This is a genomic window from Ensifer sp. GW101-20A05 (assembly GCF_059424735.1).
Map to the genome: position 1 here is coordinate 393,168 of NZ_JBWKZT010000003.1, position 14,444 is coordinate 407,611.

Below are 14,444 nucleotides of genomic sequence, written 5' to 3' on the forward strand. Positions count from 1 at the left end.
CTCTCGCGCTTCCGTTGCTTGTTATGTTCCCGCGGTGGGAACGGCAGCTTCGGCGGGGCGGCTCACGCGTCGCCTCCCTCAACAGGAAGGAAGAGAAAGATGTTCACGTCTGCTATCCGCACTCTGGCGACAGCGTCCCTTCTTGCGGCAAGCGCACTTGTCGCCCATGCCGAAAATCCGATGGTCGGCGGCGCGCCGATGTATGCGGAGAAGAATATCGTCGAGAACGCCGTCAATTCGAAGGATCACACCACGCTGGTCGCGGCCGTCAAGGCAGCCGGTCTGGTAGAAACCTTGGAGGGCAAGGGCCCGTTCACGGTGTTCGCTCCGACGAACGCCGCCTTCGACGCGCTGCCCGCGGGCACGGTCGAGACACTTCTTAAACCGGAAAACAAGGAGAAGCTCACCAAGATTCTGACTTGCCACGTTGTTGCCGCCGACGCGATGTCCTCGGCGATATCAGGCATGATCAAGGACGACGGTGGCGAACATGACGTGAAGACCGTCGGCGGTTGCGTTCTCAGGGCCAAGGAGGATGGCGGCAAGCTGATGCTGACCGACGAGACCGGCGGCACGGCGACGGTAACGATCGCCGATGTCAAGCAGTCGAACGGCGTCATCCATGTGATCGACAAGGTGCTGCTGCCGAAGGGTTGACGAGCTTGCGCCGAGGCGGCGGTTCGTCGTCCCGGCGCTTTGCCAGCGGCCAGATGGCCGCTGGCTTTTTCGAACCGCGCCTCACGGTGCTTTGATCCGCATTGTTTTGCCGTCGTTGTGGCCGGTCGCTATGCTCACGAAAGGATCGGTAGGGGAGGCTTCTATGATCAACCGGCGCGTCTTCCTGTTGGCGGGCTCCGCATTCGCCGCGCTGCCGACAATCCAAAGTCTCACGCCGCTCGCCCGGGCGGCCGGCGGCGAATCCTTCGAGATCGTTAGGAGTGATGAGGAGTGGCGGGCGGTTCTGACCGACGACCAATACCGAATCCTGCGGCATGAGGATACGGAGCGCCCCTTCACCAGCGCGCTCAACCACGAGAAGCGCAAGGGTATCTTCCAATGCGCCGGCTGTGCGCTTCCGCTCTATTCGTCCGAGGCGAAATATGACAGCGGTACCGGCTGGCCGAGCTTCTGGCAATCGCTGCCCGGCGCCGTGGCAACGCGCGAGGACACTTCCCTGTCCATGACCCGCACGGAGTGCCATTGCCGCCGCTGTGGCGGGCACCTCGGCCATATCTTCGATGACGGTCCACGGCCGACCGGCAAGCGCCATTGCATCAATGGCCTGGCGCTTGCCTTCGTACCGGCGGCCAAATCCAGCTAGGCGCTCCGGCGGGAGCGCTAGCGTCGCGCGGCGGGATTAGAACGACCCGGCTGGCGGCGAGGCTGCCGCGGCGCCGGAGAGTGCAGCCTGGAGCTTCTGCTCCTGTTCCGGTGAAAGCGACGTCTTCAGGACGCGGCCGCGCAGGTCCGGGAATTCGGCGAGCACCTTCTCAGGCTGGACCTTGCGCACGAGGATGAACAGTGCCGAGGAATTGTTCGGAATGGTGTTGCCGAGCGATTTGATGAACTCGTCGTCGATGCCGTAGTCCGTCAGCGACCCGGAGAGGGCACCGGCACCGGCGCCGAGCGCGCCGCCGATCGCAAAGCCCGCCAGCGGGTTGAGGAAAAGGAGGCCGACGAGCCCGCCCCAGATCGAACCGGAGAGCAGCCCGGACGTGGCACCGACGGCTGTCAGGTTCAGGCTCTGCTTGAGATGAACCTTGCCTTCCGTGTCGCGCACGACCACGACCGCGTCCTCGAGGTCGATCAGGTATTCCTTCTTCAGCCCGGCGAGCCGGACCAGAACCCTATCGGCTTCCTCAGGGGAATCGAACCCGACAACGATCAAATCGGACATGACTTTCTCCTATCTCTGGCCGCGCCACCGATGTGGACGCAACGCAGAGATAGAGCGGATTGCATATCGGGGTAGTGACAGAGATCAAAGACTTTGGGTCGATCGACCCCGTGCGCAGCGCGCAGTTCAAGACGCGCTTCGAACGCTTTCCAGGATCCCCTTAGCGGGCGATCGCCGTGCCGATCGCGGCACGCAGTTCGTCGATCCCCTGGCCCTTTTCCGAGGAGGTCGAGAGAACCTCCGGGAAGGCTGCGGGATGCTTCTTGATCTTCTCGAGCGTCTCGGCGATCAGCCGCGGCACGCCGGCGGCCTTGATCTTGTCGGTCTTGGTGAGGACGACCTGGTAGGAAACAGCCGCCTTGTCGAGCAGGGCGAGCACGTCCTCGTCATTCTTCTTGATGCCGTGGCGGGAGTCGATCAGCACATAGACGCGCTTCAGCGTCGAGCGGCCGCGCAGATAGTCGAACACCAGCTTCGTCCAGGCGTCGACCTGGTCCTTTGGCGCCTGGGCATAGCCGTAGCCCGGCATGTCGACGAGCGCCATCGGCGGCAGGTCGTCGGCCTCGCCGGAATAGCCATCGGGTACGAAGTAGTTGAGTTCCTGCGTGCGGCCCGGCGTGTTGGAGGTTCTCGCCAGCCCCTTATGGCCGACCAGCGCATTGATCAGCGACGACTTGCCGACATTCGAGCGGCCGGCAAAGGCGATTTCCACCGGTCCCTCCGGCGGCAGGAACTTCATGGCGGGCACGCCGCGAATGAAAATCCACGGCCGGCCGAACAACGGCTTGTCGTCTTTGGTTTTGCTTTCGGCCATCGGCGGTCGGTCCTTCATCGAGAAAGTCCATGGCTTCCCGGTTTTGGCCGTGGATGTCAAGGCGTCGGCGTGCGGACCGGCCGTGTGGGGATGGTTTGCGCCCGCCGGAACTCGTTGAAGAGATAGGCAAGCAGCGCCAGAAAGATGAAGGTGCCGCCGATGATCGTCCGGCTGCTCGGCACTTCGCCATGAATGATCGCGACCCAGAGCGGACCGAGCACGGTTTCGGCGGTGCCGAGCAGAGCGGCCAGCGCCGAAGGCACCAGCCGGGCACCGGTGACGAAGAGCGCCATGCCGAGCCCGAGGTTGAAGGCGCCGAAGACGAAGAGAAGTGCCAATTCGCCCGATGTCACCGCAAGCCCGGAAGACTGGCCCCCCGCAATGGCGCTGGCCGCGAAGCAGCCGAAGCAGGTGGCGGGCGTCATCCGCACATGCGGATAGCGGCGCGTGATGACGGTTGCCAGCGCGAAGACCACAGGGATCAGCAGCGCCAGCGCATCGCCGACCGGCGACACACTGCCCGTCAGGCTCTCCGATACCATGATCGCGACCCCGACGATGACGGCCGTGATCGCGCCCCAGGTGAAGCGCGATACCCGCTCGCGAAACAGGATCCAGCTCATCAGCGCCGCAAACAGCGGCACGCCGGCGCCGAGCAGCACGACATTGGCGATCGTCGTATAGGAAATGGCGATGATGAAGGAGGTCGAGGCGATGGTGAAGCAGAGCCCGACGGCGATGCCCGGCCAGCCCATGCCCTTGAAGAGTGCCAGAGTGCCGCGCGGTCCGTCGCGCACCAGCATGAAGGCAAGCAGGAAGAGGCCGGCAAACAGGCAGCGCCAGAAGACGATCGTCCAGCTGTCGGGGATCTCCAGGAAGCGGGCGATGGCTCCTCCGAAACTCCAGAAGAAGGCCGAGCCGAAGACGAGCAGGGCGCCAAGCTTCTCGTTGGCGGCGAACGGAGCGGAGGTGGCCGACGGGTCGGTCATGGCAAATTGTCCTGGAGCGAGGCGCAGAGATTTCGATATCGCCTGATGCCCGCGCCGCGCGCCCGCGTCAACGCCATTGCGTGTCGCGCGAGGGCGCAGAAACGAAAAAGCCCCGGACCGTGGTCCGGGGCTTTGGGATTGTCGTGCCGGCCGGCGTCATTCCGCCGGTTTGGGTTTCTTCGAAAACAGGCCCTTCAGGTTGTCGAAGAGCTCGATCTTCACGCCCTGGCGCTTCATGATGATCGACTGCTGGAGCACCGAAAGGGTGTTGTTCCAGGCCCAGTAGATCACGAGACCGGCCGGGAAGGATGCCAGCATGAAGGTGAAGACCACGGGCATCCAGGTGAACAGCATTGCCTGGGTCGGATCCGGCGGCGTCGGGTTCATGCGCATCTGCACGAACATGGTAACGCCCATGATGATCGGCCAGACGCCGAGATGCAGGAAGGTCGGACCGTCGAACGGCAGCAGGCCGAAGAGGTTGACGATCGTCGTCGGATCGGGCGCCGAGAGGTCGTGGATCCAGCCGAAGAACGGCGCATGGCGCATCTCGATGGTGATGTAGATCACCTTGTAGAGTGCGAAGAACACCGGGATCTGGATGAGGATCGGCCAGCAGCCCGCCAGCGGATTGATCTTCTCGTCCTTGTAGAGCTGCATCATCGCCTGCTGCAGGCCCATGCGGTCGTCGCCGAACTTCTTCTTCAGTTCCTCCATCTTCGGCTGAACCTTCTTCATGTTCGCCATCGATGCGTACTGCTTGTTGGCGAGCGGGAAGAAGAGGCCCTTGACCACGATCGTGGTGATCAGGATCGCGATGCCGAAGTTGCCGAACAGACGGAAGAAGAAATCCATCATTTTGAACATCGGCTTGGTGATGAAGTAGAACCAGCCCCAGTCGATCAGCTTGTCGAAGTTGGGGATCGAGTAGGCCACTTCGTAATTGTCGACGACAGGAACTTCCTTGGCGCCGGCGAAGACGAGGTTCTTGACCTCGGACGTCTGGCCGGGGGCCACGGTCACGGCGTCGCTCTTGTAGTCGCTCTGGTAGCGGGCGCGGCCATCGGTGAAGTGCGTGAAGCGGGTGTCGTAAGGGGTCGCCTGCGGCGGGACGATCGCTGCTGCCCAGTACTTGTCGGTGATGCCGAGCCAGCCGCCGGTCGCCTTGCCGGGTTCGACGGACTTTTCGTCTTCGATCTTGCCGTATTTCAGTTCCTGCAGGCCGTGTTCGCCGAGGACGCCGATGAAGCCTTCATGCAGCACGTAGACGCTCGGCGTCGTCGGCTTGTTGAAGCGGGTCACGCGGCCATAGGACGAAAGCGCCAGCGGCTCGGCCGTGCCGTTCTTGATGCTGTCGACCACCTGGAACATGTAGTGGTCGTCGACCGAGACCGTGCGGGTAAAGGTGACGCCCTTTTCGTTGGTGAAGCTCAGCGTTACCGGGGTCGCCGCAGTCAGCTTGTCGCCGCCTGCAAGCGTCCACACGGTCTGCGGGCCGGGCACGCTGCCGGTCGCATCGCTGCCGACATAGCCGAGTTCGGCGAAGTAGCCGTCGGTGGTCTCTGCCGGACTGAAGAGGGTGATGACGGGGCTCTTCGGATCGACCGTCTCGCGGTATTCCTTGAGCTTGAGGTCGTCGAAGCGCGCGCCGGTCAGGTTGATGGAGCCGGAAAGGGCTGGCGTGTCGATCGCAACGCGGGCCGTTTTGGCAATTGCCTGGTCGCGGTTCTCGCCGGCGCCCGGAATTGCACCGCTGCCCGGCAGAGCTTGGCCCGAAGGCTGCTGCGTCGGGGTCGCTGGCTGCGACTGCGACTGCGCCTGTTGCGCCTGCAGGGCTTCCGCAGCGATGCGTTCCTTTTCCATCTTCGGATTGACGTAAAGGAACTGCCAGGCAATGAGGATCAGCACGGACAGGCCAATCGCCACGAAATAGTTGCGGTTTTTTTCCATCATGGTTTCCTGGAACCGGCCGGCGGCCGCTTCTGTTTCGGCTTGTTTTCGATGCGCTCGCCAAGCCCCCGGGTCAAGGCGTCGAAGGGGGCGTTCAGGAGATCGCGTCGGGCGACAATCACATAGTCGTGTCCGGGTTTCATTGCAAACCCGGCGGAAAGCCGCACCGCCTCTTTCAGGCGTCGGCGCATCCGGTTTCGCTCGACGGCATTGCCGTGTTTCTTGGTAACGGTGAAGCCGACGCGGGCTTCGCCCTCCGGATCGTTGCGGTCGAGCACTTCGAGGAGAAACAAGGGGCCTCTACGGCTTTCTCCTGCCCGAACGGCCAAAAACTGCGGACGGCTTTTCAGCCGCCCGACAGTCGTTTTGTCTTTATCTGACGTCATGTGCCCGGACACTGGTTTCGGGCAGTTTCGGCTTAAGCCGAAAGACGCTTGCGGCCACGAGCCCGGCGGGCTGCGAGGACCTTCTGGCCACCCTTGGTAGCCATACGCGAACGGAAGCCGTGACGACGCTTGCGGACAAGCTTGGACGGTTGGTAGGTACGCTTCATTTATTTAATACCGCGGTGTGCGGCCCTTCTTGGGTTTGCGTGTAGCAAGGAGCGTTTACGTTACCGGACGCGGCTCCGCCTTGCGGGCAGGAGGGCTTGACCGGACGTGCGCGGCTTATAAGGGGAAATTTCCCGGAAAGTCAATTGCGGCCGGCGATTCAGTGGCCGCGGGATCGTAAAAGTAACCGGCACACTGGATTGAGGCGTGTCACAGGCGCGCGAAAGGCGGGCATCTAGCCGAGATTGGTAAACAGAACTCTAACCGGCGCTCCCCAGAATGCCTGCCGGCTGCGACGAGTTTTATTAACTACGGCTATTTTAGGGTCGCCTCGGTGCAATGGGGTGGCGGCGTGTCCGATAAGCGGACAGGTCTCGCGACCTTGTGGAGGTCGGGATGAAAATACGCGGTAAAATCTATCTGATCGTCGGGATCATGAGCCTGCTGGCGGTTGCGGTGACCGGGATGTCGCTGGTCGCTGTCAGCAGATACAACGAGAAATTCCACCAGTACGAGAATGTTGCGACGCGCGCCTTCAACGCGGAACGCCTGAACCGTCTGGTGACCGCGGTCGTCATGGAATCGCGCGGTATTTACGCCGCCCCGACCATCGAGAAGGCCAAGCCCTTCGCCGAAGGCATCCGCAAGAACCTCGACAAGATCGACGCGCTGCTCACCGAGTGGCGCCCGCTGATCCCGGCTGAAACGAAAGCGTCCTTCGATACGTTGGTCGCCCGCGCCGCGGAGTTCAAGACTTTCCGCGTCGAGACGGCGCGGCTTGGCGAGGAGGTCTCGCCGCAGGCCGCCAACGAGCAGGGCAACACCGATGCCAATCGCGCGAACCGCAAGGCTTTCCAGCAGCAGATCGACGGCGTTGTCGACATAAACCTGAAGACGCTTGAAGTCGTTACGGCTGACGTTGCCACCTTCGAGCGCGGTGTAATCATCACCATTCTCGCCATCGCCGGCCTCGGCATGCTCGCCGGCCTCGGCGCGGCCTTCTATATCGCAACGAACCATTTGAGCCGCCCGATCCTCGAGCTGACCGGCAAGATGAAGCAACTGGCTGGCGGCGATCTGACCGTCGACGTGCCCTTCGCTGGCCGCAAGGACGAAATCGGCGAAATGGCTGAAGCCGTTCAGGTCTTCAAGCAGAACGGCCTTGCCGTTCGCGACCTAAATGCACAGGAAGCGGTGCTGCGTGAAAAGAGCGCCGACCTCCAGTCGAGCATCGGCGTCGTCGTGGCGGCCGCTGCCGCCGGCGATTTCACCAAGCGCATCGGCAAGGACTACGAGAACGACGACCTCAACCGGTTCGCCGCAAGTGTCAACGAACTGGTCGGCAGCGTCGATGCGGGCATCGCCGAGACCCGCCGGGTGGTCGCGAGCCTTGCGGGCGGCGACCTGACCCAGAGCATGAACGGCCATTTCCAGGGCGCCTTCGCCGAACTGCAGAAGAACGTCAACGAGACGCTGTCGACGCTGCAGAAGACGCTGCGTGAAGTCCGCGTGACGACCGACACGATCAACGGCAACTCGTCCGAACTGCGTGCCGCAGCCGACGACCTCTCGAAGCGCACCGAGCAGCAGGCCGCGGCCCTCGAGGAAACCTCGGCTGCCCTGGACGAGATCACCGTTGCGGTGAAGAGCTCGACCGAGCGGGCGCAGGAAGCGACCGTCATGGTCAACGAGGCCAAGCACAGCGCCGCGCAGTCGGCCGCTGTCGTGCGCAACGCCGTCGACGCGATGGGCCGCATCGAGCAGGCGTCGAGCGAGATCGGCCAGATCACCAACGTGATCGACGAAATCGCCTTCCAGACCAACCTTCTGGCGCTGAACGCCGGCGTCGAGGCGGCGCGTGCCGGTGATGCGGGCAAGGGCTTTGCGGTCGTCGCACAGGAAGTCCGCGAGCTTGCCCAGCGTGCGGCAAGTGCCGCCAAGGACATCAAGTCGTTGATCTCGAAGTCCGGCAGCGAAGTGGCGACCGGTGTCCGGCTGGTTCAGGAAACCGGTTCGGCTCTTGGTGAGATCGAAGACCGCGTCCTGAAGATCAACGATCATATCCATTCGATCGCAACGGCGGCGCGCGAGCAGTCGACGGGCTTGAGCGAAGTCAGCACCGCGGTCAACCAGATGGACCAGGTGACCCAGCAGAACGCGGCGATGGTGGAGGAGGCGAATGCCGCCACCCACAAGCTCTCCGCCGAGGCCAACAACCTCGCCAACCTGATCGCCTACTTCAAGGTGGACAATACCGTGGCAAGGCCGGTGGTCGTCGCGCGTGAAATCGCCCGCCCGGTCGAATCGCCGGCGCGCCGCATGATGGGCAACGTCGCCCGTGCCTTTGGCGGTAGCTCCGCTGCGGCTGTGGCGAAGGACGATTGGCAAGAGTTCTGATCGGCGCCTTGCCTCGCGACTGCTTGTTTCCGCAAGAGGTAGGCGATTAAGGGCGAAAGCAGGCAGCATTTGAAAGCGCTACAGCGACCTTTGCGCGTCTGAGAGGACGCGCGGCGCTGCAGGTGATCGGAGCCCGCGGTACCGTCATGGTGCCGCGGGTTCGCTTTTTTGGCAGCCTCGAATGCCAGCCGCCGGTCTGGCGTCACAGCCGCCGACAACGCACCGGCCAGACGATTGCAGAACTGTTCCCTGGGTGACTTACACCGATCCGGATTCTGTGCAGGTAGGCCAGACCGAGGCGGCAGCGCGCCGAAGATTTCGCTTCGGCGATGCGAGGGGAGGGAGATAAGCGGGATGTGGTCCTTTGCAATTGCCAACGGCGCGACACTGAATGATGTCCGCGCCTATGTCGCACCCCGCCCGGCCGCTCCGAGATTGGAAAACAGACGGCCATCTCCTATTATGGACCCTTGGCGCGAAGCCGATTGGCTCGGGCACGTGTGCGGGCTCTCGGGCGTTTTGGTTGACGGGCAGGGAAGTTTGTAAGGCATGGCGGAAGAGACGCGTCCGGCAACGGCAAGTGAGCCACTGAAGACGAGTGCGGGGTTCTTCCGGGGCCTTTCCGGCAAGCTGCTCCTGCTGACGATCGTCTTCGTCATGCTGGCGGAGGTGCTGATCTTCGCGCCGTCTGTCGCCACCATGCGCATTCGTTGGCTTGAGGATCGGCTGAACACGGCTGCAGCCGCTGCCGTCGTTGTCGACGGCTTGCAGAATGTCGAGCTGCCGCGCAGCGTGCAGAAGGACACGCTGATGGCGACCGGCACCAAGGCGATCGTCATCCGCCGCAAGGATGCGTCGCGCATGATCGCGCTCACCGACATGCCCCTTGAGATCGAAGGCGAATACGACGTCGCCAATTCCACGGCCTTTGCAGCGATCCGCGATGCCTTCGATACCCTGCTCTTCGGCGGCGATCGTGTGATCCGTGTCTACGGGCCGCTCGGCGAAAGCGACGCGACGATCGAGCTCCTGATGAAGGATGCGAGCCTGCGCAAGGCGATGCTCGTCTATTCGCGCAACGTCTTTGTCCTGTCGCTTATCATTTCGCTGATCACGGCGGCGCTGATCTTCCTCGCCATCAACCGCATGCTGATCACGCCGATCCGGCGGATGACGGCGAGCATGCAGGAATTCTCGGACGATCCGGCCGATCCGGGTCGGGTGCTCGTGCCGCCGGAGGGGCGAGATGAGCTTGCCGTCGCCGGCCAGCATCTCGCCAGCATGCAGCGCGAGTTGCAGAAGACGCTGAAGCAGCAGAAGAGCCTTGCCGAGCTTGGCCTTGCCGTGTCGAAGATCAACCACGACCTGCGCAATATTCTGTCTTCGGCACAACTGATCTCCGACCGCTTGGCCGACGTGGATGATCCCGTGGTCAAGCGTTTCGCCCCGACCCTGCTGCGCACCATCGACCGGGCTGTCGGCTATACGCGCGAGGTCCTCTCCTATGGCCGCACCACCGAGGCCGAGCCGCATCGCCGCTTCGTGGCGTTGAAGCCGCTTGTTTCCGATGTCGCCGAACTGCTGGCGATCGATCCCCAGGCGGGCATCGATTTCCAGATCCAGATGCAGGACGACATCGAGGTCGATGCGGACAGCGAGCAGCTCTTCCGGGTGGTGCACAATATCTGCCGCAATGCCGTCCAGGCCCTGACCAACCATGAGCCGGAGGACGGCCGTCCGCGGCTTGTCACGGTGTCGGCCATGCGCATCGGCAGCGTCGTCACCATCTCCGTCGACGATACCGGCCCCGGCATGCCGCCGAAGGCGCGGGAAAACCTGTTCGCCGCTTTCCGCGGCTCGGCCCGCTCCGGTGGCACCGGACTTGGTCTCGCGATCGCGCGCGAGCTGGTGCTTGCCCATGGCGGCACGATCGCGCTTGTCGAAAAGCCGACGCCCGGCACGCTCTTCCGCATCGAACTGCCCGACCGGCCGGTGCCGCTCGACGCATTCCGCTCGAAGTTTCGCCACTAGCGCACGGCAATTCCCGCCCCATGAGGCGGGTAGCCGCTAAGGCTGGCGCCTCCAACAAATTTTTCCGGGGCCGCTTCCGCGGCGCAACACCCTGCTTTTCAGGGCATTGCTGCACCGCAGTCGTAGCGACTGTCCACAGCAAGTCGGGGCATCGTCGTAAAAATGAAATTTTTTTGCCGAACGGCGCTTGCAATCCCCGAAAGGACCCTTTAGAGAACCGCTCACGCAAGCGGTTCGACCGCTTCAGGCAAGCACCCGTAGCTCAGCTGGATAGAGCACCAGACTACGAATCTGGGGGTCAGGAGTTCGAATCTCTTCGGGTGCGCCATTCTTCTTCAATAGCTTAGGCTAGTCCAGATCCCCGTCGTTTGTACGGGGATTTTTGCGTTTTGGGGCCATCCTTTCAGTCAAGCGCGGCGCTGTGCGACGTTGGCGCAGCTGTCGGTCGCGCAGCCGTTCGGCCACGCTTGGTTGCGAGCCGATTGCTTTGGCGGCGGTGCGCGAACGGCCGAGCGATCCCGCTCGCTCGGATGGCGGCCCGAGTTTCTCGATATGACGCAGCGCCACCGCTACGAGGACCGCAAGGATGGTCACGGCGATCGCGCTGAGGATGGCCGCGCTGTTGAAGCCTGTCGTAAAGGCCGCCCGGGCATTCTCGATGAGGCCCGCCGGCAGTTCCGCCCGCACCGCCCGCGGGCCCCACAGACTGTCGCTGACTGCCTCGCGGGCCGCGTCCCCGAGGTCATCGGGTGTGCTGAGATCAATCGAATGGCGATAGATCGCAGTCGAGATGCTGCCGAGCACGGCGATGCCGAGCGAAATGCCGAGATTCCTGCACGGTTTCGGTCATGGGCGAGGCGGAGCCTGCCTTCTCGGGCGGTGCGGAGCCGACGACGAGGTCGGTACCGACTTCGCGCATGAGACGTTGCTCGTCGACGAGCATCGTCATTTGCGGATGACCGTCCACTTCGAGGGGTAGGGGCCTTGCCCACAGTCACGACGATTTTTGATACTGCGACATATTCGCCGCACAGAGCGTGGGGTAATTGTTCAATGCTCCGAAGTGGTTACGTGACAAGGAATATATATTAGTATAATGTAATTTCTAGAGGTCGTGGAGGCGCCGAACCCGTCTCGGAGCCTTTGGGGGATAGTGACTCCGGATCACAAAAAGGCGGAAGCGCCTTCACGAACTTTTGACGCCTGTGTCTGAGAATTGGCCCAATGACTTCCTATATTCAGGAAGATATTGCGGCCACTGAAGGAAAGGAGGTGCCGGATGTATCGCTATATGATGAAAGAACTGCTGGTGATCGTAGCTGGCCTTTCGATATGTGCCTTCACGATCCTGTTCTTCCTGGTTAACTCGACGCCCAATCTCTGACGGAACCAAACGACGTTCCGCGAGCGTTAGCGTCACCGAAGGTGCGCCAGTATGTCCAGAGTGCGCCGATCCTTCTCTCCCCCGAAATAGTGCTCAAGCGCCTGTTTGAACAGGTGCCCGCCCTCGTCGGCCTCGGCAAACAAGGTCATCGATGACCGGAACTTCACGTCGTCGGGGCTGGAGAATATGTCGTGTGCCGATTTCCCTGAAACCGCATTGACCAGTTCGGTGCATTGCCGAAGCCGCAACCCCAGCAGCGCATGGGCGAGATAGGCCCGCGCTTCGTCGAGCCCGGAGATCGCGTAGCGCTCTGCCATCGGCGAGTGCCCGAGGCCGGCGATCTGCGGGAAGACGAACCACATCCAATGTGTCCGTTTGCGGCCGTGGCCGAGTTCGTCCAGAACCGCGGCATAGACACGGTCCTGGGCTTCGACGAAACGTTTGAGCTCGAAGGGATCAGGCATTGCCGCGTCTCCTTCTCCACGCCTGCGGCGGTGGCGTCAGTTACCAGCGATGATGAACATGAACCTTCACCAGCCGCTCGTAAACTGCGGTGATGGCCGCCTTGGTCTGCTCGTCGATGGCTGCAAGCGCGCTGGCGGCCGCGTTGGATTTTGCCTGCGCCTCGTTGCGGGCGCCGGGGATGACCACCGAGACCCCCTGCTGCTCGAGGATCCAGCTGAGCGCGAACTGTGCCATCGGCACGCCTTCGGGCACCAGCGGACGAAGTTGCTCGACGGCTTCCAGCGCCGCTTCGAACGGCACACCGGCAAAGGTCTCGCCGACGTCGAAGGCTTCGCCGTGCCGGTTGAAGTTGCGGTGATCGTCAGCGGCAAAGGCGGTTTCCCGGGTGATCTTGCCGGAAAGCAGGCCGGAGGCGAGCGGCACGCGTACGATGACGCCGACATTCTTCTTCTGAGCTTCCGTGAAGAACAGGTCGTGCGGGCGCTGGCGGAAGATGTTGTAGATGATCTGCACGGTCGCAACGCCGGGATATTCGATCGCCTTCAGCGCTTCCTCGACCTTTTCGACCGACACGCCGTAGTGCCGGATCTTGCCCTTGGCGACGAGCCGGTCCAGCGCACCGAACAGCTCCGGACGATAGTAGACCTCGGTCGGCGGGCAGTGCAGCTGTACGAGATCGAGCGTCTCGACGCCGAGATTGGCGAGGCTGCGGTCGATGAAGGCCTCGATGTTCTCGCCCGTGTAGCCTTCGGTCACATGCGGGTTGAGCCGGCGGCCGGCCTTGGTTGCAACGAAGGGCCTGTCGCCGCCGCGCTCCTTCAACACTGCCGCGATGATCTTTTCGGACCGGCCATCGCCATAGACGTCGGCCGTATCAACGAAGGTGACGCCGGCATCAAGTGCGGCATTGAGTGCACGCTTGCCGTCTGCCTCGCTGACATCGCCCCAGGAGCCTCCGATCTGCCAGGCGCCGAAGCCGATCTCGGAAATGGTTGCGCCGGTCTTGCCAAGAACTCTCGTTTTCATGGTGCTGTCTCCTGTGTTGCGTCGTCGATCATAGGCTGTGTGGAGCGCTTCTATTATGACCGGTCTGATCGAGTAAATTAGAGCGAGATAGAGAGCGGGAAACCGCGCACACTTTTCTCGACAGGCTGCCTGAGAACGCGTTTTCGGGCGGAAGCTGATCGCTTGGGGCGTGGGCGCGCCGGGAGCTAGTCGTCGAGAGAGACCACCGCCTTGCCGCGGCTGAGATCGACGACCATGGAAAGGATCGTCTCCGCTTCATCCTTGCGCAGGTCCACGATCAGGACCGTGCCCTTCTCCGTGAAGCTCTCGCCGGCAATGGTCACGTCGCGGGCGAGGAGCCGCGCCTTGACCAGCGCCATATCGGAAAAGTCGACGGCGACTGTCGCGCGCACGGTTTCGATCATCTCGATCTTTTCCGCAGCCCTGAGGCAGAGCGCCGCCGTGCCGCCATAGGCGCGCACCAGGCCACCGCTGCCAAGCAGGATACCGCCGAACCAGCGGGTGACCACCACGGCAATCCGGTCGAGTTCCTGGCCGTCAATCGCGGCGAGAATAGGCTTGCCAGCCGTGCCACTCGGCTCGCCATCGTCGCTGAAGCGATAGGCCTGGCCGACGCGCCAGGCCCAGCAATTGTGGTTCGCCGTGGGATCGGAATGGGCGCTCAGGAAATCCTTCGCCGCCTGTTCGTCGGCAATGGGTGCGGCAATCGCCAGAAACCGGCTCTTCTTGACGTCCTGGGTTGCCGTTTCGATGCGCTTGAGGGTGAACATGGCCGCTTCCGTTTCTGAAACGCTGATAACGGATTGCGGGCAAGGGCGCCACCACGGTTTGGGGCGCGGCCCAGGGCTTGAGTATCGGAGCGGGTCCGAACGTTTCCGGCCTTCATTTCTGTGCTTGTCACAGAAATCCAGTCACGGCGCGTCTGCGGCGTGAGAAGACA

General features: G+C 62.7%; 15 protein-coding genes and 1 tRNA gene. 5 read left to right on the top strand and 11 right to left on the bottom strand.

Going from position 1 to position 14,444, the window contains the following annotated elements:
• Positions 1–99 precede the first annotated feature (99 nt).
• Positions 100–657, top strand: a complete 558-nt coding sequence (locus AC070A_RS11130) for a fasciclin domain-containing protein (RefSeq protein ID WP_057248052.1) — start codon at positions 100–102, stop codon at positions 655–657.
• Between the two features lie 163 nt (positions 658–820).
• Complete coding sequence (msrB, locus tag AC070A_RS11135) at positions 821–1,321, top strand: peptide-methionine (R)-S-oxide reductase MsrB (protein WP_057248053.1); 501 nt, start codon at positions 821–823, stop codon at positions 1,319–1,321.
• Positions 1,322–1,357: 36 nt separating this feature from the next.
• Here the strand turns inward: msrB and AC070A_RS11140 are convergent, their stop codons facing one another.
• The 6 genes from AC070A_RS11140 to rpmH form a co-directional block, all read right to left on the bottom strand.
• The gene (locus tag AC070A_RS11140) at positions 1,358–1,897 is read right to left on the bottom strand and encodes a DUF1269 domain-containing protein (RefSeq protein WP_057248054.1); all 540 of its coding nucleotides are present in this window, start codon (positions 1,895–1,897) and stop codon (positions 1,358–1,360) included.
• Between the two features lie 160 nt (positions 1,898–2,057).
• On the bottom strand, positions 2,058–2,711 hold the full coding sequence (gene yihA / locus AC070A_RS11145; RefSeq protein ID WP_057248252.1) for a ribosome biogenesis GTP-binding protein YihA/YsxC: 654 nt from the start codon (positions 2,709–2,711) through the stop codon (positions 2,058–2,060).
• Positions 2,712–2,767: 56 nt separating this feature from the next.
• Positions 2,768–3,700, bottom strand: a complete 933-nt coding sequence (locus tag AC070A_RS11150) for a DMT family transporter (RefSeq protein WP_057248055.1) — start codon at positions 3,698–3,700, stop codon at positions 2,768–2,770.
• Positions 3,701–3,856: 156 nt separating this feature from the next.
• Positions 3,857–5,650 (bottom strand): membrane protein insertase YidC, encoded by a 1,794-nt coding sequence (gene yidC, locus AC070A_RS11155; protein ID WP_162770858.1) that lies wholly within the window; start codon positions 5,648–5,650, stop codon positions 3,857–3,859.
• On the bottom strand, positions 5,650–6,048 hold the full coding sequence (rnpA, locus tag AC070A_RS11160; protein ID WP_057248057.1) for a ribonuclease P protein component: 399 nt from the start codon (positions 6,046–6,048) through the stop codon (positions 5,650–5,652). The genes yidC and rnpA overlap by 1 nt, the downstream gene beginning before the upstream one ends.
• A gap of 20 nt (positions 6,049–6,068) precedes the next feature.
• Positions 6,069–6,203 carry a 50S ribosomal protein L34 gene (rpmH, locus tag AC070A_RS11165; RefSeq protein WP_077962533.1) on the bottom strand — a complete coding sequence of 45 codons (135 nt, stop codon included), beginning with the start codon at positions 6,201–6,203 and terminating at the stop codon, positions 6,069–6,071.
• A 394-nt stretch (positions 6,204–6,597) separates the two neighbouring features.
• Between rpmH and AC070A_RS11170 the strand changes: the two genes are divergently transcribed.
• The 3 genes from AC070A_RS11170 (at position 6,598) to AC070A_RS11180 (ending at position 10,957) form a co-directional block, all read left to right on the top strand.
• Entirely contained in the window at positions 6,598–8,598 is a 2,001-nt protein-coding gene (locus AC070A_RS11170) for a methyl-accepting chemotaxis protein (protein ID WP_112994430.1), read from the top strand.
• 549 nt (positions 8,599–9,147) lie between these two features.
• Positions 9,148–10,629, top strand: coding sequence for a sensor histidine kinase (locus AC070A_RS11175; RefSeq protein WP_113479361.1), 1,482 nt, complete (start codon positions 9,148–9,150; stop codon positions 10,627–10,629).
• Between the two features lie 251 nt (positions 10,630–10,880).
• A tRNA-Arg gene (locus AC070A_RS11180) sits at positions 10,881–10,957 on the top strand.
• A 20-nt stretch (positions 10,958–10,977) separates the two neighbouring features.
• Here the strand turns inward: AC070A_RS11180 and AC070A_RS11185 are convergent.
• From AC070A_RS11185 to AC070A_RS11205, 5 genes are all read right to left on the bottom strand, one after another.
• Positions 10,978–11,433 (bottom strand): hypothetical protein, encoded by a 456-nt coding sequence (locus AC070A_RS11185; RefSeq protein WP_057248060.1) that lies wholly within the window; start codon positions 11,431–11,433, stop codon positions 10,978–10,980.
• A complete protein-coding gene (locus AC070A_RS11190; RefSeq protein ID WP_492384469.1) occupies positions 11,390–11,578 on the bottom strand; it encodes a hypothetical protein in 189 nt (62 codons plus the stop codon). The genes AC070A_RS11185 and AC070A_RS11190 overlap by 44 nt, the downstream gene beginning before the upstream one ends.
• 467 nt (positions 11,579–12,045) lie before the next feature.
• Positions 12,046–12,477, bottom strand: a complete 432-nt coding sequence (locus AC070A_RS11195) for a DUF1810 domain-containing protein (RefSeq protein ID WP_113479362.1) — start codon at positions 12,475–12,477, stop codon at positions 12,046–12,048.
• A 40-nt stretch (positions 12,478–12,517) separates the two neighbouring features.
• Entirely contained in the window at positions 12,518–13,504 is a 987-nt protein-coding gene (locus AC070A_RS11200) for an aldo/keto reductase (protein ID WP_113479363.1), read from the bottom strand.
• A 185-nt stretch (positions 13,505–13,689) separates the two neighbouring features.
• Entirely contained in the window at positions 13,690–14,274 is a 585-nt protein-coding gene (locus tag AC070A_RS11205; RefSeq protein WP_058323621.1) for an IMPACT family protein, read from the bottom strand.
• Positions 14,275–14,444: the final 170 nt, after the last annotated feature.